Origin of the sequence: Trichlorobacter sp., from assembly GCF_030247655.1 — a bacterium.
Lineage (GTDB): Bacteria > Desulfobacterota > Desulfuromonadia > Geobacterales > Pseudopelobacteraceae > Trichlorobacter.
Map to the genome: position 1 here is coordinate 21445 of NZ_JAOTRZ010000002.1, position 17798 is coordinate 39242.

Sequence of the window (17798 nt, forward strand, 5' to 3'; positions counted from 1 at the left end):
TCTACAGAGGCAGTTCATAGGGCAGCTTCCGTTCTTCGCCTGATTCAATAACCTCCCTGAACTGGTTCACCAGCCGGTAGGTAATCCCCCACAGCACTGCCTTGCCCGGCAGCCCCAGATCAATCGCCGGTGCTTCCAGCAACGTACCACCAAAACGGACCTGTGCCGTAAGCTGGCGTTGCGGAGCGGCCAGTTCATGCAGAGCAAACCAGAAGAGATCATGTACTTCGTGGGACAATTGTGGCTCAACCTGCTCTGTCAGGCCATAGACAAAGCAGGAAACCCGCACCGGAAGATTCGCTCCCACAATATCTGACAACCTGCCAAGGTAGCAGGCTCCAGAGAGATCTATCCCCACCTCTTCCATGGTTTCCCGCTCGGCAGTATGCCGCAGAGTCTTATCAACCGGATCCCGACGACCTCCTGGAAAGCCGATATTACCGGACCAGGGATCATCAGGATGGTGAGCCCGCTCAATAAAAAGCAGCTCATTGAGATCACCTGTCTGCCTGACAATCAGGGCAACAGCAGCAGGCTTACGATCATCAGCAGGGCAAGAGGTGGCAACAACACAGGTAAGCCGCTGGGCAATAAGTTCAAATAGTGTAATACCGGACATACTGACACTGTACAACGCTTCACACATCCTGTGCAAGATTCACTGACACTCCCTTGATATTCCAAATAAACACGGTATACTGCATCATCTGTCAACTCCACTGAAAGTGAGCGGTCATGACCATCCGCACACAGCTCATTATGTTGGTGCTGGTACCTCTGTTGTGCGGCCTGACCGCAGTGGGGGGAATCATATATCTGCAGCGCGTCACCGCACTCACGGCACAAGCCTCAGCACAGACCACCCCTCTTGCCACTGAACTTAATGATTTTATGCATTTTCTCCAGGAACCACTCCCTGGCTCGGGAAATACAGCCAAGTATCACCTGCAGGCCGCCCGTAATCGAATCAGCAGCCTGACCGTTGGCCTGAGACCTTTTTTCTTCACTACTGATGAGCTGCAATTGATTGAACAGTTAAATGAAGGACCACTAAAATTATCAAAACAGCTTGATCAGATCACACGGGGCAACAGCAGCTTGTCCAGCCGTGGCGCTGCATTGCTGGCCCAGGAAATCAAGCTATTTATCCCTCGTATTGCACAGCTACACAGCCACTACACCAACAACCTGCAAATCCGCACCAGACAGATCAGCACGCTGAATCAGATAGCGCTACTGGTAGCAGCGGCTTGGCCGTTACTGCTATCACTACTACTGTATCGAACCCTGGCACGTCCATTGGCACAGCTGAAAGATGCTGTAGCAGCGCTTACCCGTGGCGAGCTGTCCCATCGCCTCACCTGTCAATCATCAAGTGAGCTGGGGCGTCTGGCAACAGCCTTTAACAAAATGGCTGAATCACGCCAACGGGCGGAAACCACAGCCAGGGAAAGTGAATCGCGTCTGAAGGATGTCTTTGACAACCTGCATATGATCACCGTCTGCCTTGAGACAAACGGCACCATCAGTTACTGCAATGACTACCTGCTGCGGGTCACCGGCTACAGACGTCACGAACTGATCGGCAAAAACTGGTTTGATCTCTTTATACCGGAACCGGAGCCGGTCAAACAGATCTTTAACCAGATGGTCACCAAGGGTGAGATTGTCCACCACTTCCAGAATACAATCCTGACCAAATCCGGTGCGCTACGGATGGTGGCCTGGAACAACACCCTGACCCATGACAGCCTGGGCGGTATTTCCGGCGTTACCAGCATTGGCAGTGATATTACGAAACAGCACACGGCTGAGCAGGCCCTGGAACAAAGCCAACGCACGCTCCGTTCGTTGGTGGACGGCAACCCGGAATCACTCTATCTGGTGGACCGTACCGGAACCATACTGATTGCCAACACCACCTTTGCCCGCCGTATCGGCAAAGAGCTCCATCAGATCATTGATAGCACCCTGGGTGAACTGTTCAGCCCAGAGGTGGCACAGGAGCGGCGCAGTAAAATAGAGGAGGTATTCACAACCGGCATGCCGCTGGTGTTTAGCGATACCCGCGACCTCTGGCAGTTTGAACATCACCTGAACCCGGTCAGCAGACTGGATGGTAGCGTTGCATCAGTCTCAATCCTTACCCTGGACGTGACTGAACAGCGGCGCATTGCAGGAGATCTTCAAAAGGCCAACCAGCTGTTGCAAAGTAACAACGAAAAGCTTGAACAACGGGTTACCGAACGGACTGCAGAGCTGGCTCGTCTGAATGATCAACTGACCCAGGCCCGTGATGCAGCAGAAGGTGCAAGTCGTTCCAAAAGCGAATTTCTGGCAAATATGAGCCACGAAATCCGCACCCCCATGAACGCCATTCTGGGGCTGATACATCTGGCTTTGCAGACTGACCTGAGTCACAAGCAGCGGGAATACCTTGATACCGTTAGCAACTCAGCCCAATCGCTGTTGGGAATCATCAACGACATCCTTGACGTTTCACGGATTGAGTCCGGCAAACTACAAATGGAAAAAACCGGATTCTCTCTGGAAGGTGTTGTGGCCCGCTCCATCGGCCTGCTTGCACTCAAGGCCAGAGAGAAAGGGGTCGCACTTGAGCAACAGGTGGCTTCTGACATCCCCGACTCTCTGATTGGAGACCCGTTACGCCTGGAACAGGTGTTGGTCAATCTGCTGGGCAATGCCGTTAAGTTTACTGAGAGTGGGACCATAACCCTGCAGATCAGCCGGGGGACAGCACAGACTGATCCAGAGCAACTGGCGCTTAATTTCCGTATTACAGATACCGGCTCCGGCATGGATGAGCAGACTCTGGCCCGCCTGTTCAAGCCGTTTTCCCAGGGAGACACCTCCACCACCCGTACCCATGGTGGCACCGGACTGGGTCTGACCATCTGTCGTCATCTGGTGGAAATGATGGGCGGAGAAATGCAGGTTACCAGCACTCCCGGGGAAGGCAGTTGCTTCAGCTTCAACGCACTGTTTGGCATCAGCACGTCGGTAGCAACCCGTAGAGGCATCAAGGCAGGCCGGAATGCCCTTATACAACGCTACCTGACGCTGAATGGCTTACACCTGCTGGTGGTGGAAGACCACCCGATCAACCGTCAGATCGCCCGTGAAATCCTTGAAGCTGTCGGAGTTACTGTTGAAACCGTTGATAACGGTCGTGAGGCCGTAGCCTTCATGCAGGACCACGGTGACAGTATTGACCTGATTTTGATGGATATCCAGATGCCGATCATGGACGGCTATGAGGCCACGCGCGAGATTCGCCAACGCTACAGCCGCAACCGTCTGCCGATTGTTGCCATGACAGCCCACGCCTTGAACGAAGAGCGGGAACGCTGCCTTTCCTCAGGCATGAATGAGCACCTGCCCAAGCCGATAGTTGTTGAAAAGTTGTATGAACTACTGGCCCGCCTGACTGATCGGACGCCAGAAACAACGTCGGCGGATGAGTTGACACATGAAGCAGCTGACGGCTTGTCCGATCAGCTACCGGAGCAACTACCGGGCATCAACCAGGAAACAGCACTGACACGGGTAAACGGCAACAAACGACTACTGGGGCAGCTGATCCGGCTGTTTGCTCAGGAACACCATCAGATACCTGGCGAAGTCCGTCACCTGATGGCAGACAATGATCCGGCCTCTGCTGCCCGGTTAGTGCATGGACTGAAAGGAGTTGCTGGCAATCTGGCAGCTGACCGTCTCCATATCGCCGCTGGCAACCTTGAGTCTGCTCTGAAAAAGCAGGACCATAAAGCCGCAGAAGCGTTGCTCCCCCTGTTTGAAGCGGCCCTTGCTGAAATCTGTGCTACAGCAGCACTACTTGCCGAACCTTCAAAATCATCATCAGGTTCAGGCAACGGCTCTCCAGCTGAAATTGCCGCACTGCTCGGCGAACTGCAACATCTGTTTGAGCTTCATTCTCTGGATGTAGCCACCCCCTTAAGCCAGCTGCAGGAACTGCTCCCTACGGAGGAAGATCGTCCCCTGCTGACAGCACTGAGTGACGCTGTACAACGGCTTGACTATCAGCAAGCATTGATGTTACTGCACACCCTGGCCGGAAAAAACGGCAGCAACGAGGAGAGCCTGTGACACCGGAACATGACGGCAAGTTGATGATCCTGCTGGTTGATGATGCCCCGACCAACATTCAGATGTTGAATGAGACCTTAAAAGACGGCTACCACCTCTTCTTTGCCACCAATGGTCGTGATGCACTGCGGATTGCTTCAGAGTCTGTACCAGACCTGATCCTGCTGGATGTGATCATGCCGGACATGGATGGGTACGAAGTCTGCCGCACCCTAAAGACCGACCCTATCCTGCGAAATGTACCGATTATCTTCATTACCGCCATGAATCAGCAGGAAGACGAGGCGATCGGCCTGGAACTGGGTGCTGTTGATTACATTACCAAACCGTTCAACCCAACCATTGTCAGGTTGCGGATTCGCAACCAGATTGAGCTGAAACGCCAACGTGATATGCTGGCCCGGCTTTCCCATCTTGACGGACTTACCGGAATCCCCAACCGGAGGGCTTTAGATGAAGCACTGGAGCGTGAATGGCGGCGCGGAACCCGCTCGCTAAGGCCGCTTTCACTGTTGATGATGGATATTGATCATTTCAAGGCCTACAATGACAGTTGCGGTCACCTTGCCGGTGACGATTGCCTGAGGGCAGTCGCCCAATCACTCAAGGTACCGCTTGGCAGAGCTGCAGATTTTGTTGGTCGCTATGGTGGCGAAGAATTTTTAGCTGTTTTACCGGAAACAGATCAGATCGGCGCACAGATTGTTGCCAGCGAAATACTTGAAGAGATAGCGCGGCTTGCCATTCCCCATCCGGCCTCCCCCCTGGGAAAGACCGTTACCGCAAGCATCGGCGTTGCCACCACAATTGCCGACCGGGAGCACGAGCATTCCTGGCTGTTGCAGGGAGCGGACAGCGCCCTGTATCAGGCTAAGCTGGAGGGGCGCAACAGAATCGTAACCGCTCCGTTACTTTCCAACTGACCCATGCCGAAGGAACTGACCCACTGGTGGCTGGCAGCAGAAGCAGTGCGACAGCTTCCCCTTGACCATAGCACCCGGCTGTTGCTGGAAGACCAGCAGGCAGCGTATCTGGTGGGGGCAATCCTTCCCGACACCCTGCTCCATCTGGTTGTGGGCCGCTGGAGTGCTACTGCCCTGCAGCTATCCCAAGAGTTCCATCAACCACCAGGCAACAGCTTCATCCCCTTGCTGACATTTGCAGAAAAAACCTCCCTTACCCCGGGCGTTATTGCCTGCCTTCTGGGGGTGGCCAGTCACATCGAGGCAGATATTGTCTTCCACCCCTACATCTGTGCATTGGCTGGTGATCATATCGGCCGACATTACCAGCTTGAGACAGAACTTGATCTGTACCTGCTCTCTGAAGGCAAGCGACCACCGGTTTTGCGGCTTAATGAAGTACTGGCCGGAGAAGTCAGTGAGCAGGCGTTCATGGTGCTGCGCGGGGTTTTTGATCCGGAAGGAAGGCTACCCGATGAGGTACTGCAGCATGCACTGCAACTGCATGGACAGATTCAGGGGATGTACGGCACACCACCCTGGCAACTGCTGGCATGGGTACTGGGACTTGTGCCAAACTACTGGCTGCGCTCGTTTCAGAAGCTGTTCTACCCCTTCAACTGGCAACGGGGACGTTCAAAAGCCTGGCCTGATCAATGGCGGCACGCAGTAACCGGCCAGGAACGTGGCGATACGCTAGACGGACTGCTGGTTGACGCATGTAACAGGATCACCGAATTACTCCGCAGGGTTGATGAGCAGGGCCTCATTCGGAGTTTCAGAACCCATCCCGGAGAGAATCTTATTACCGGGCTGGCAGCTCTTCCCGCCCATACTCCCACAATAGCCGCCGCAACTGCTCCGTCGTGATCGGTTTGGGCAGGTAAGCATCCATACCAGCATCCAGGAAGCGCTGTTTATCGCCACTCATGGCATAGGCGGTCAGGGCAATGATCGGGATATGCCCACCTTTTTCCGCCTCATCAGCCCTGATGATTGACGTAGCCTGCATACCGTCCATTTCCGGCATCTGGATATCCATCAAAATCAGATCAAAGGATTCCTGTCGCCACGCTTTAACCGCCTTGAGGCCGGTATCGGCAAAACGGACCCGATGCCCCTCCATCCGCAGGATAGCCTCCATCATTTTACAGTTCACCACGGAGTCTTCCGCCACCAGAATCCGCATACGGCGACAAATTGACTTTGCTTCGTCCTCCACTGTATCAGCATGCTCTACAGTTTCTCTTTTGCTGATCTGACAGGGAATCAGACAGCTAAAACTGCTCCCTTCACCAAGTCGGCTTTCAACCGAGATAGTGCCACCCAACATCTCTGCCAGGTGGCGGGAGATGGACAACCCCAGTCCGGTTCCGCCAAATTTGCGTGTGGTGGAAAGGTCCTCCTGCACAAAAGGAGTAAACACCCGTTCCAGATTCTCTGACTGGATACCCTTTCCAGAATCACTGACCATCAATTCCAGCTGCACCGTGCTGTCATCTATAGCTGTACCGGACAGCCGTAACCTGATTATCCCCTGCTCCGTAAACTTAAGGGCATTTGAGAGCAGATTGACTCCGATTTGCTGAATACGGGCCGGGTCAGAAACCAGCAATCCGGACAGGCTTGTAGCCAATGAAACCTCAAAACGCAGCCCTTTTTCCCGTATGATCGCCCCGAACATCCGATCAAGCTGATTAACCAGCATGCGTGGTTCAAAGGGAACCGAAACAATTTCAAGCTTGCCGGACTCTATCCTGGAGATATCAAGCACATCGCTGATAATATCCAGCAAATTGTTGGCCGCAGCCATGGAATCTTTTGCCAGCTCCTTCAGTTCTCCAGCCTCCAGCCGCTCCACCAGCAGTGAGTTAATGCCGATAATGGCATTGAGCGGTGTCCTGATTTCATGGCTCATATTCGCCAGAAAAAGGCTTTTAGCCTCGTTGGCACTTTCTGCGGCGTGACGGGCCTGTACCAACTCCTGCTCTATCCTTTTGCGTTCAGAAAAATCCCGTATGAATGCCTGATACGTACTATCCGGCATCATCTTACTGTTCATCTCAACCGGGACCTGAGTGCCATCCTTGCGTAGCAGCAGCCGTTCATACATAACAGTCTGCCCCTGTTTAAGCAGGTCGTAGCGAAAGGGGACCTGCTTACGAACCTCTTCGCTGAACAGCTGCGCTATATTCATACCAAGCAGCTCTGTCTGCAGGTACCCGGTCAACGTTTCCGCCTGACGGTTGGCACCGATGAGCCTACCCGCCAGGTCCGCTTGCAGAATAGCATCGGCAGCCAGATCTATCAGGGTACGAAACCGCTCTTCATTCGCCCGCAGTTCTGAAGTTCTACGGGCAACGACTCCGCGCAGCCCCCGGTTCCAGACCAGCAAGAACAGAGTCACCAGCACAGCAGCACCAAGCACCCACCACAGCCAGGCATAGCCAGTACCTGCCCCAACAGCAGTCCCGTACAAGGCTTGCTGCTGTGCCCAGCAAAGACAGGGGAGTATCAGCAACACCAATACACAGAGTTCTATACGACGCATACCATTCATGGGTCTCCCATCCCTGCAGGAATAGCTTCATCCCCCCCCAAACAACCCTGCTGATGGTAACGAACCAGCTCGAACCCCAGCAGCACAACCAGCCAGCTGGTGTAGATCCAAATCAGCAGAAACGGCATCAGGGAAAGGGCTCCGTAAATGGCATTGTAACGTGTAACGCCAAATTGAAAACGGAAGTAAAGCCAGTGGGCAAGCTGCCAACAGGCCCCGGCGACAACCCCTCCCATCATCGCCGAGGCAAATCTGACCTTTACGGCAGGCAGCAGCAGGTACACCAGAACCAACATCAGAGAACTGCAGAAAAAAGGGGTTAGCCTGAAGAAAAACAGCACTCCTTCGCCGACACTGGTATTGTTAATCAGCCACTGTACCAGCCATTGGCTCTGGAGCAGGGAGGTGATACCAATTGCCGTGGTTAGCAACAGCGGTACTGCCGCAAGGATAAGCAGATAGTCCAGACAACGGCTCAGCAGACTACGATGTTCAGTAACGCCCCAGATTGCGTTAAACGCCTCCCGAATGCTCTCCAGCAAAAACAGCAGGGTAAAAACCAGCAGCAGGATGCTGAACGAGCCAAGGCCTGCGACCCTTGTATTGCAGACATACTCATGGACTTTCGTTGCGATGGCACTTGAATTACCGGTCAGCTGCTGCAGTATGAACGGTTCAAGTAACTCCTGCACGCCAATCTTCTGCAACAGCACAAAGATCAGTGCCAGTACCGGCACAAACGCCAGGGTCGTGTCAAATGAAAGGGCAGAGGCCCGCAACATTCCCCGATGGCTGCCAAAGCGCTGCCACATTGTATGGACTATCCTGAAACCCCTCTGCATAAAAACAGGAAACACCGTCACCCTAAAGTATCTGCTTTACCGCATCCAGCACAGCTGCATAATCAGGTTCACTGGTTACTTCCGGTACCTGCTGGATATAGCGAATGATCCCCTGGGCATCCACAACAAAAATACAGCGGGAAAGCAGCAGTAACTCCTTGATCAACACCCCGTAATTGAGCCCGAAAGAACGCTCACGGTAGTCGGACAGGGTAATCACCCGATCAATGCCGGCTGCGCCGCACCAGCGTTTCTGGGCAAAGGGCAGATCAAGGCTGATGGTCAACACCACGACGTTTTCAGGTAGAGCTGCTGCTTCCTGGTTAAAACGGCGGGTCTCGGTATCGCAGACCGGGGTATCAAGCGAAGGAACAGCACTGATCACTCTGATCTTACCATCATGGCTGTGCAGACTGATCGGGGCAAGGGTGGTATCAACCACTAAAAAGTCCGGTGCCTTGTCACCAACCTTCAGTTCCGGCCCCAGCAAGGTCATCGGATTGCCTTTAAAGGTAATTTTGCCGCTGCGCTCGTTCATGTCATTCTCCCTTTTTTAGTAGTACTTTTGATGCTGTCAAGCATACGATTGGCTACCTGATTGTCAAGTGACAATCAGATTACTACGATCTTTTTGACCGGCATCAATGTTTTTTACAACAAACAGCCGTAAGGTAGCAACAAGCAATAACTGCACACGGGAAAGGAAACGACCATGGCCACAAGTACCGCCATATCAGGCACCGCCTTCAACATGAATGAGCAGATAAGCTATCAGAGCGGATCAGTGGTAAGCAAGACCCTGATTGACAAAAAAATAGGGACGCTTACCCTCTTTGCCTTTGATGCCGGACAAGGACTATCTGAGCACACTGCACCATTTGATGCAGTGGTGCAGATCATTGACGGCACCGCTGCCGTTACCATAGACGGCACTGTGCAGCAGGTGCAGGCAGGAGAAATGATCATCATGCCGGCCAATCTACCTCACTCACTCAAGGCAGAAGTTCCATTCAAGATGTTGCTGGTGATGATCAGGGCCTGATGTGGAGGCCCCTTGACAAACGCCAATCACCTGCTACTACGTTTATCAGGCTGGCATCGTACTTCAAGGAGGTATCCTATGGTATCGTTCCGTTTTCCCCTCATTGCAGCTTTTTTCAGTGTTGCGCTCCTGCTCTGCAGCAATCCGGTCTTTGCCGATGAAATTCCGGATGCTGCCTCGGCAAGCGGCAAGTACTCCGAACTTGTGCAGGTAATGAACTGCCCCAAGGATGGCAACAGTTACGGCAACTTCAAAGACTACGGCTACTGGGGTGGCGGCGCCTGGTGCGGTCAGCAGGGCAAGGCCGGCTACTGGGTCTGGGTAGCGCCAAACTGGTATGTCTGGAAAAACAAGCAATAGCTCTATTTCTGAAGCGGCCCGGTCATCAGACCGGGCCGCAGCGCCATTAGCGACAGATCATATCGTTCTTCTGCATCACCTTTATCTCACCGGTATCCATGTCATACATCCAGCCGTGCACTGAAAGCTTGCCATCCAGCATGGCCCGACGCACAAAGGGATACTCCAGCAGATGCTCCAACTGCAGCCGGACGTTTTCCTCTTCAATCAGGCGGCGTCGCTGGTCATCGGAGACCTGCAGCCGCAGTGTTCGCAGCTTCTCATCCACCCGTTCCAGCGCTTTGTAGGCATTGTTCAACCAGATCGGGATATAGCGGTCATCCGGGCTTTCATTGACCAGGGCATTGATGCCCCCGCAGTTATAATGTCCGCAGACCACCACATCAGGAATTTTCAGATGATTGATGGTAAACTCCAGCACTGCGGAAAGATTCCAGTCGTTAGTAGCAACAATATTACCCACATTACGATGGACAAAGACCTCTCCCGGCCTGGTCTGGGTAATGGTATTGACCGGCACGCGGGAATCGGAGCATCCGATCCAGAGGACCGTTGGCCGCTGGTGCTTGGACAGCTCGGCAAAATAATCCTTTTCCCGGTCAAAGACATCGGAAACAAAGCGTTTATTGCCTTCCAGCAGCGTGGTAATCATGGTTATCCCTCCCGTGGGACGGGCATGGAGATCACTTCACAAGCTTGGATAGTTTTTTAAACGAATCGGTACCGGCAGCCTTCAACCACTGGAACAGCACCGATTCGGTACAGGTAATCACCGCCCCGGCCTGCTGCATCATCCCTATGGCTGCCTGCTTGTTCTGTTCGGAACGACTCATGACAGCGTCCTGCACCAGATGCACCACATAACCGGCATCAAGCAGCTCAATTACGGTCTGGAGTACACAGACATGGGTCTCCATGCCGGTAATAACTATCTGCCTTTTCCCTGTCGCTCTAATCGCTTCAACAAATTCACTACTACCGCAACAGCTGAAGGTCATCTTTTCCAGACGAGGTGCAGCAGCAGCTTTTTCCTGCAACTCAGCCAGAGTCTCGCCCAATCCTTTGACATATTGCTCTGTAATTACAACCGGCACCTGTAGTTCTGCTGCAGAATCAAGCAGTATCCCCGCATTTGCAACCAACCCTGCCAGCACGTGCTCATCCATAGCCTTACAGAGTCGTCCCTGTACATCAATCACCACAAGTACAGAGTCTTCTGCACTTAAAAAATAACCTTGCCGAATAGTTGCCATAATTACCCCCCACTTTTTATAACCAGATTATAGAGGCATTCAACATACAGCGCAAGAGATAGCTATCAGTCAACAATCAAAGGCAGGAACTATTGTTCTATTACGATGCTGCAGCACCATTCTCCGCAGCCAGCTGCTCCTGAATCAATACAAATGGACTCACCACCAGCATAGAGAACAGCTTATCTGGCTCGGCATTCCAGATGGCAATCTGTTCGGCTGTTGGTTTTGATAGCAGTTGCGAGGCCAGCCAGGATTGCACTGCAGTGCTATCATCAGCAACAAGCCGCTCGCCCACCTCAACCAGCTCCAGCATCCCCTCAACAAGTATCAGCGCCCCCCGTTCATTATGAGCCCGCAACCACTGCCACTGGGCTGTATCAACCTGTTCTGCCAACCCCTGCATGGCATCATCCGGCATATTCATCTCCCCCTTTTGTTAAAATTGCGGCTAAAACGCGATTGACACTTGAATCATCGCTGTTTTCTGCTTAAATGTAAAGACAAACCTTTTTTCAAGGAGCCACCCATGGCCTTTTCAGGTGATCTGGAACACCTCTCCATAGTTGATGTGATCCAGTTACTGCATTCTACCCGTAAAACCGGAACCTTAAAGGTGGAAGGGCGCAAGGGCGATATCACGATTGCCTTTAATGATGGCTACATTGTAGGGGCAAGCCACTATTCAAAGGGTGCCCTGATCGGCACCATTTTGCTAGAAGCAGGGGTAATTGATAGCGAAACCCTGCAAAAGGCCCTGGATATCCAGACACAGACCGGTGATAATCGAAAACCGCTGGTGGCCACACTGCTGGAAAACGGGCTTGCTGACCGTGATGCAGCCTACCGCGGCCTCGAAACACTGATCGAACTGGCAATTGTTGAGATATTGACCTGGAAAAAAGGAAATTTTGCCCTGCAGGTTGATGAAATACTGGTCTGCGATGAGTTTCGCTACTTCCCCGACAACCTTGATCAGGAATTCACTCTGCCAACTGAGCATGTCCTGATGGATGCACTGCGGATCTTTGATGAAAAGATGCGTGACGGGCTGCTGCAGATGGAAGAAGAGCCGAATACCATTTCTAGTCATGAACAGTTAGACAGTAGCACCCTCTTGTCTGCAGATGATCTTGGGCTTGGTGACCTTGACGCAGTAAAACGCAAGCCACCTGCCTTTCACGAGGCATTAAAAGACCAACCCACCTCAGATTTACTACAATCAAAATTCAATGCTGTTCTGAAAGACACCAGCGCAAGCCTGAAACAGGTAACCACTCTGCCCGAAACCGCCCGGATACTCCTGGAGACCGTTGCGGCCCTTTTCCCACGGGCACTTACCCTGGTGGTATGGGACACAGAACTTGTGGCCGAGCGGGGAATCGGTATGACCACCCCCCGTGAAGAGGGGCCGGGACCGGTCATGGGATTTAAAATCCCACTCAACATCGGCACACTGTTCCGTTTTATTCTTGACAAAGGGCTCTTGTTTTACGGTAAATCTGAAGATCAGGCTTTGAAAGAACAGCTGTACCCGGTGATCGGTGCTCCAGCCGACCCTACATTACTACTGCTACCTCTAAAAATGGGGAAAAAGGTAATTGCTCTTATTTATGCGGATTTCGGGGCTCAACCTGTAGCCGAAATCAACACGGTACAACTGGAGGGTTGCGCCGAACATGCCGGAATGGCCATTGAAAGTGCTCTACTGCGCAAACATCGAGCCACAAAAACCGGCTGATAAGGAATCAAAAATGGATATGAACTTGCTCAACCAGATTCTGGGAATCGCTTTTGAAAAACGGGTTTCTGACCTGCACTTTGAGGTGGATAATCCACCCTTCTTCAGGGCGCACGGCCAGCTGATCCGCTCAAAACTACCCTCACTCACTTCACAAGACACTGAATTTATCGCCCAGACAGTACTTGCCCAGAGTAACCGCAAGCTGCCGGCAGATCTGCGAGAGCTTGATGCAGCCTACGCGCTGCCCAATGGTGGCCGCTTTCGGGTCAGCATCTTCCGCCAACGCTGCAGTGTTGGCATCGTGATGCGCGTAATCCCACCCTACATTGCTGCGTTCAATGAATTAAACCTGCCGCCTATTCTGGGGGAAATTTGTCAGGCCCCCAACGGACTGGTTCTGGTTACCGGTCCTACCGGCAACGGGAAATCCACCACCCTTGCATCCATGCTCCAACATATCAACCAGACTGACAATTTCAACATTATAACTATTGAAGATCCGATCGAGTTCCTGTTCGCCTCAGACAAAAGCTGTATCATCCAGCGGGAGGTAGGGATTGATACCGGCAGCTTCAGTGCAGCCCTGAAGGCCGCCCTGCGGATGGACCCGGATGTGATCATGGTTGGCGAAATGAGAGATCTGGAAACCATTGATTCCTGTATCAAGGCAGCAGAAACCGGCCATCTGGTTTTTTCAACCCTGCACACCCAGAGTGCCGCTTCAACTGTCAACCGTCTGGTGGGACACTTCCCCCCCGACTCACAGGAGGTAATTCGCCAACGCCTGGCTGATATTCTGGTTGCCACCATCTCCCTGCGACTGATCAACGACAAGACCGGTGAAAAGGTGCTGCCTGTGGTGGAAATCATGCGCACTACCACCACCATTCAGGCCTGTATCCGTGAGGGACGTTTTGATGAAATCGAGAAACATATTGAAAACGGCCGCACCCAATATCATATGCAGTCCCTTGATCAGCATCTGGTCCAGCTTTGTCAACAGGAGCTGATCACCTTTGATCAGGCCAAGCGGATCACCCGTTCCATGGACCTGGAGCGCAAACTGACCTTTACCGGAGAATAGTAACGCCATTACAAGGAGGATTCGCTATGAAATTTGTCAAACTGCTCGCCTTGGCACTCTGTGCCAGCTTGGCCACGGTTCCTGTCTGTAGCGCCGATGGTGATGTAGAAGAGCTACTGCAGCCCCAGGTCTATGATCTGGGCGAAACACCGAAGCCGCCACCAGTAAAAATCAAAAAACAGATACCGCCCCCCAAGCCAGCGCCTCGCCCAGACGTGGAAAAGTTTGTGGTGACACCACCGCCCCCACCACCACCTCCGCGCTATGAGGCACCACCGCCACAACCAACACCGCCACCTGTCATGGGAGATGACAGCCACTTTATCCAGGGTGACGACTACTTCATCCAACGCCACGGGCTGGAAGGACGTACCTGGATTTATGTAGAGCTGGCCAAGATGGTTAATGCTCCAGGTGGCAATACCAAGGGTGAAGCAGAGTTTATGAAGGTTAAAGATGGCAAAAATTACTGGACCAGCCACTATTGGCAGACCAGAATTGCCCACCAGAGCGAACTCCGCCTGGGACTTAACGTCATAATCTTTGAAGGCAACCATCGCAACAGCATTTATGACGCACCGGAACGGAAAGACCGTGCACGCGGTAGCAGCTGGTTTATGGCTCGCATCACCGACATGTCAGACATGTACAAAGGCTATGTCACCGTCTCTGGCAACTACAAGGTCAGCCTGCGTAACATGCGTGTACCAGTCCGCTGACACTATTTAACTGGCAGAGCAGAAACCACAGAACAGGGGGCGTCCGATTGGACACCCCCTGTGTTTTTTGTGCAGCGCTAAATCAAGGCAATTTTTAAACTATACGCCCATAAAAAATAAAAAAACAGACTGGAAAATTATTCTGTTTATGTCGATACTGTACTTAACGGTAGCGCTAACCGGAAGAGCAGAAGGCACCAGAACGACGAGCAGGAAAGGTGATCTGCATCCAAGATGTAACCAACAGACATACTGATCCACAACATCTGTCCGGTGGGACATAACCTATCGGAACTCCCGTGAAACAGGGAATGCAAAAGCATTAGAGGCCCGCGAACCATCGCGGGCCTTTCACGTTTTCACTCCTCAAGATGATGCTATACACAAAACGCAACAGAAACATATCAGGCATATTGCAGAGGACTTATTTTCTGCTAAACTTTGACTGCCACTCAATGGAACGCTCCTCGTATATGACCGCCTCCTGGCCCTGCCGTCCATTACCAAGGTGTTGGTGCTACGGCCAGCAACGTGAACACATTTGATAGTTTTGTTTATCAATATTCAGCTAGACACAAATAAGGTCTTTATTGTATGCAAATAGCCACGTACCTGACAAACAAGGCTCCCCCATGAATAATATCCGTACTGGAAAATATCAGCTGCTGCGCCAGCGGGCCGAACAGCTTTTGGCAACCGACCCGGGGCGATTCAGGACGCCGGAACAGGCCGATCTTGTTGGGCTGTTGCATGAACTGGCGGTCTTTCAGGCTGAGCTTGAGATGCAGAATGAAGATTTACTACTTGCTAATCAGCAGCTTGAGGAGGTCAGACAGCAGTACGCACGCTTGTATGAGCAGGCACCGGTTGGATATCTTAGATTGAACGAGCAGGGAATTATCCTGCATCATAATCAGACCTTCATCGAAATGATCCACTCGGATCAGAATATGCTGGTTAACAAACCACTGGCAACACTATTAACAGCTGAAGACCGGGACATTTTCTATGCCCGCTTCAATGCTCTGTTTAAAAATCCAACAGGTAAAAATATCGAACTTCATTTCATCCTGCCTCACGGAAAGTCCCTGGTTACCAGCCTGACTGCCCGTCGCGACCTGCATTGCGTAACCACCGACGCAGTTCAGCCAACACTTTTAGTCATAGTCTCAGACATCAGCGAGATTTGCCGCACCCGTCATGCACTGGAACAGGCACGACTGGAGGCGGAAGGTACCTGTAATCGACAGACTCAACTCTTGATTGAGACACGAAAACTCAGTCGCCTTTATCTGCTGCTTTCCCGGATAAATCAGCTGATTGTACAGCGCCCGCAACAACAGGAACTGTTCAGGGAGGTCTGTGATATAGCCGTGCTGGAAGGTGGAATTGGCACTGCATGGATAGGATCCGTAGAGAAAACAGGAGAAATAACTCCGTTGGCAAGCTGTGGGATGGTACTTGAACAACTGGACTGTTTGGGAATCAACAACTACGGCACCTTGTTTCAGGATGATAAAACCTTTATCAACAATAATCTGCTTACAGAACCGGACATCATCCCCTGGCAAAGTTCTGTGGTGGCCTGTGGATTTCAGTCGGTTGCAGTCTTGCCGATCAGGGCCAGAAAAGGTCATACAGGCTGTTTTGTGCTCTATGCAAAGGAACGGAATTTCTTTGATGAAGCAGAAATCAGGCTATTGGAAGAGATAAGCCGCAACATTGGTCACTCCCTTGATGTAGCTGAAATGGACCGTGAACAGGAGCTGGCCAGAGAACAACTAAGCTATCTCGCCCGTCATGACCCGTTGACCGGCCTAAACAACCGATCGATGTTTTCCAGCCATCTGTCAAAAGCATTGGAAAGAGCTGCCCGGCAGGGTACGCTGGTGGCCCTGTTACTTCTGGACCTTGACCGATTCAAGGATGTAAACGATAGTTATGGCCATGCTGCCGGAGATGAACTGCTGGTACAGGTGTCAAAACGGATCACCGGACGGCTGCGGGGGGCTGATAGCACCAGTCGGCTTGGTGGAGATGAGTTTACGGTGGTTCTTGAGGATCTTCATGAACCGCAGGATGCTGCATGGGTGGCAAATGATCTGCTTGCGCTGGTACATGAACCGTTTCAGCTTGCCACTGCTGGTGAAGTCTCGGTGGGTATCAGTATCGGTATCGCCCTTTACCCTGAGCACGGCAGCACAGAACAAGAACTGCTGCAGCAGGCTGATGCAGCCCTGTATCGTGCCAAGGCTGATGGCCGCAGCCGTTTCCGGTTTTTCAACGAAGAGTTGACCCGTGAAGCACGGGAACGGATCAAGCTGGAGGCATCTCTGCGTAAGGCGCTGGAGCAGAAAGAGCTGTTGATCCATTTTCAGCCCCAGTTTGATCTGCAAACCGGCAGGATTGTGGGGGCCGAGGCACTGGTTCGTTGGCTCCACCCCGAGTATGGCATGATGCAGCCAGAGCAGTTTATTCCGTTGGCTGAGGAGACCGGTTTGATTGCCGGACTTGGGGAATGGGTGCTGCGTGAAACCTGTCAGCTGGGGAGTCTTTGGCTCTCTCAGGGGTTGCCGCCACTACGGCTGGCAGTGAATATATCACCCCAGCAGTTACGTCAGCCTGGTATGGAGCGGTTTGTTGCTGACACTCTGCTGGAGACCGGATTTCCCGCCGAACTGCTTGAGATTGAGGTCACTGAATCAACTCTGATGCAGCACGAAAAAATAGCAGAGTTGATCCTGAATCGGATCAGTAGCCTGGGCGTCAGACTTGCAGTGGATGATTTTGGCACCGGTTACTCATCACTTTCTCGAATCAAACAGTTTCCTGTGCAACTTTTGAAGATAGATCGCAGCTTTATTACCGGTATTCTGGATAACCGGACCGATCAGGAAGTTGCTGCTACCATCGTAGCCATGGGCCATACCCTGGGTTTCAAGGTGCTGGCTGAAGGCGTTGAAATCAAGGAACAACTTGAGCTGTTGCGCCAGCTGCCCTGTGACCTGTATCAAGGTTTTCTCTCCGGCAGACCGATGCCGGCTGAAGAATTATGCTTGGTTTTGCAGGAAAAAATGAGTAATTGTTAAAAACTGATTACTTGC

The 17798-nt window shown here is 52.3% G+C and carries 16 protein-coding genes; 9 read left to right on the forward strand and 7 right to left on the reverse strand.

What is annotated here, in order from left to right; all coding sequences use genetic code 11:
• Nucleotide 1: 1 nt before the first annotated feature.
• Nucleotides 2-619, reverse strand: a complete 618-nt coding sequence (locus tag OEL57_RS00135) for an NUDIX hydrolase (RefSeq protein WP_300735689.1) — start codon at nt 617-619, stop codon at nt 2-4.
• Between the two features lie 116 nt (nt 620-735).
• Between OEL57_RS00135 and OEL57_RS00140 the strand changes: the two genes are divergently transcribed.
• From OEL57_RS00140 to OEL57_RS00150, 3 genes are read left to right on the forward strand one after another with little or no spacing between them, the layout of a single operon-like run.
• Nucleotides 736-4128 (forward strand): ATP-binding protein, encoded by a 3393-nt coding sequence (locus tag OEL57_RS00140; protein ID WP_300735690.1) that lies wholly within the window; start codon nt 736-738, stop codon nt 4126-4128.
• Nucleotides 4125-5051, forward strand: coding sequence for a diguanylate cyclase (locus OEL57_RS00145; RefSeq protein WP_300735691.1), 927 nt, complete (start codon nt 4125-4127; stop codon nt 5049-5051). Before OEL57_RS00140 ends, OEL57_RS00145 begins: the two co-directional genes overlap by 4 nt.
• A gap of 3 nt (nt 5052-5054) precedes the next feature.
• Nucleotides 5055-5960 (forward strand): zinc dependent phospholipase C family protein, encoded by a 906-nt coding sequence (locus OEL57_RS00150; protein ID WP_300735692.1) that lies wholly within the window; start codon nt 5055-5057, stop codon nt 5958-5960.
• Here the strand turns inward: OEL57_RS00150 and OEL57_RS00155 are convergent.
• The 3 genes from OEL57_RS00155 to tpx are packed head-to-tail and all read right to left on the reverse strand — an operon-like array spanning nt 5896 to nt 9030.
• Nucleotides 5896-7641 (reverse strand): PAS domain-containing hybrid sensor histidine kinase/response regulator, encoded by a 1746-nt coding sequence (locus OEL57_RS00155; protein WP_300735693.1) that lies wholly within the window; start codon nt 7639-7641, stop codon nt 5896-5898. The genes OEL57_RS00150 and OEL57_RS00155 overlap by 65 nt on opposite strands.
• Nucleotides 7642-7646: 5 nt before the next feature.
• A complete protein-coding gene (locus tag OEL57_RS00160) occupies nt 7647-8462 on the reverse strand; it encodes a YihY/virulence factor BrkB family protein (protein WP_300735694.1) in 816 nt (271 codons plus the stop codon).
• A 52-nt stretch (nt 8463-8514) separates the two neighbouring features.
• Nucleotides 8515-9030, reverse strand: coding sequence for a thiol peroxidase (gene tpx, locus OEL57_RS00165; RefSeq protein WP_300735695.1), 516 nt, complete (start codon nt 9028-9030; stop codon nt 8515-8517).
• 174 nt (nt 9031-9204) lie between these two features.
• On the opposite strand from tpx, the gene OEL57_RS00170 reads away from it, so the two are divergent.
• Together OEL57_RS00170 and OEL57_RS00175 are read left to right on the forward strand one after the other, a co-directional pair.
• A complete protein-coding gene (locus tag OEL57_RS00170; RefSeq protein WP_300735696.1) occupies nt 9205-9534 on the forward strand; it encodes a cupin domain-containing protein in 330 nt (109 codons plus the stop codon).
• 78 nt (nt 9535-9612) lie between these two features.
• The gene (locus OEL57_RS00175) at nt 9613-9894 is read left to right on the forward strand and encodes a hypothetical protein (protein ID WP_300735697.1); all 282 of its coding nucleotides are present in this window, start codon (nt 9613-9615) and stop codon (nt 9892-9894) included.
• Between the two features lie 46 nt (nt 9895-9940).
• Here OEL57_RS00175 and OEL57_RS00180 read toward each other — a convergent pair whose 3' ends face one another.
• The 3 genes from OEL57_RS00180 to OEL57_RS00190 all read right to left on the reverse strand — a co-directional run bounded on the left by OEL57_RS00180 (nt 9941) and on the right by OEL57_RS00190 (nt 11574).
• Nucleotides 9941-10546 (reverse strand): carbonic anhydrase, encoded by a 606-nt coding sequence (locus tag OEL57_RS00180; protein ID WP_300735698.1) that lies wholly within the window; start codon nt 10544-10546, stop codon nt 9941-9943.
• A 31-nt stretch (nt 10547-10577) separates the two neighbouring features.
• On the reverse strand, nt 10578-11147 hold the full coding sequence (locus tag OEL57_RS00185) for a hydrolase (protein WP_300735699.1): 570 nt from the start codon (nt 11145-11147) through the stop codon (nt 10578-10580).
• Nucleotides 11148-11247: 100 nt separating this feature from the next.
• Nucleotides 11248-11574, reverse strand: coding sequence for a DUF2288 domain-containing protein (locus OEL57_RS00190; protein ID WP_307726375.1), 327 nt, complete (start codon nt 11572-11574; stop codon nt 11248-11250).
• Nucleotides 11575-11676: 102 nt separating this feature from the next.
• Here OEL57_RS00190 and OEL57_RS00195 point away from each other — a divergent pair, with 102 nt between their 5' ends.
• The 4 genes from OEL57_RS00195 (at nt 11677) to OEL57_RS00210 (ending at nt 17783) form a co-directional block, all read left to right on the forward strand.
• Nucleotides 11677-12888, forward strand: coding sequence for a DUF4388 domain-containing protein (locus OEL57_RS00195; RefSeq protein ID WP_300735700.1), 1212 nt, complete (start codon nt 11677-11679; stop codon nt 12886-12888).
• A gap of 13 nt (nt 12889-12901) precedes the next feature.
• Complete coding sequence (locus OEL57_RS00200; protein WP_300735701.1) at nt 12902-13975, forward strand: type IV pilus twitching motility protein PilT; 1074 nt, start codon at nt 12902-12904, stop codon at nt 13973-13975.
• Nucleotides 13976-14001: 26 nt separating this feature from the next.
• A complete protein-coding gene (locus OEL57_RS00205; protein ID WP_300735702.1) occupies nt 14002-14694 on the forward strand; it encodes a hypothetical protein in 693 nt (230 codons plus the stop codon).
• 632 nt (nt 14695-15326) lie between these two features.
• Nucleotides 15327-17783: a bifunctional diguanylate cyclase/phosphodiesterase gene (locus tag OEL57_RS00210; RefSeq protein WP_300735703.1), complete on the forward strand. Its 2457-nt coding sequence runs from the start codon at nt 15327-15329 to the stop codon at nt 17781-17783.
• Nucleotides 17784-17798 lie beyond the last annotated feature (15 nt).

Coding starts and splice junctions, on each gene's coding strand:
- OEL57_RS00135 (WP_300735689.1), bottom strand. CDS start 619: ATGTCCGGTATTACACTATTTGAACTTATTGCCCAGCGGCTTACCTGT.
- OEL57_RS00140 (WP_300735690.1), top strand. CDS start 736: ATGACCATCCGCACACAGCTCATTATGTTGGTGCTGGTACCTCTGTTG.
- OEL57_RS00150 (WP_300735692.1), top strand. CDS start 5,055: ATGCCGAAGGAACTGACCCACTGGTGGCTGGCAGCAGAAGCAGTGCGA.
- OEL57_RS00155 (WP_300735693.1), bottom strand. CDS start 7,641: ATGCGTCGTATAGAACTCTGTGTATTGGTGTTGCTGATACTCCCCTGT.
- OEL57_RS00160 (WP_300735694.1), bottom strand. CDS start 8,462: ATGTGGCAGCGCTTTGGCAGCCATCGGGGAATGTTGCGGGCCTCTGCC.
- tpx (WP_300735695.1), bottom strand. CDS start 9,030: ATGAACGAGCGCAGCGGCAAAATTACCTTTAAAGGCAATCCGATGACC.
- OEL57_RS00170 (WP_300735696.1), top strand. CDS start 9,205: ATGGCCACAAGTACCGCCATATCAGGCACCGCCTTCAACATGAATGAG.
- OEL57_RS00175 (WP_300735697.1), top strand. CDS start 9,613: ATGGTATCGTTCCGTTTTCCCCTCATTGCAGCTTTTTTCAGTGTTGCG.
- OEL57_RS00180 (WP_300735698.1), bottom strand. CDS start 10,546: ATGATTACCACGCTGCTGGAAGGCAATAAACGCTTTGTTTCCGATGTC.
- OEL57_RS00185 (WP_300735699.1), bottom strand. CDS start 11,147: ATGGCAACTATTCGGCAAGGTTATTTTTTAAGTGCAGAAGACTCTGTA.
- OEL57_RS00190 (WP_307726375.1), bottom strand. CDS start 11,574: ATGAATATGCCGGATGATGCCATGCAGGGGTTGGCAGAACAGGTTGAT.
- OEL57_RS00195 (WP_300735700.1), top strand. CDS start 11,677: ATGGCCTTTTCAGGTGATCTGGAACACCTCTCCATAGTTGATGTGATC.
- OEL57_RS00200 (WP_300735701.1), top strand. CDS start 12,902: ATGGATATGAACTTGCTCAACCAGATTCTGGGAATCGCTTTTGAAAAA.
- OEL57_RS00205 (WP_300735702.1), top strand. CDS start 14,002: ATGAAATTTGTCAAACTGCTCGCCTTGGCACTCTGTGCCAGCTTGGCC.
- OEL57_RS00210 (WP_300735703.1), top strand. CDS start 15,327: ATGAATAATATCCGTACTGGAAAATATCAGCTGCTGCGCCAGCGGGCC.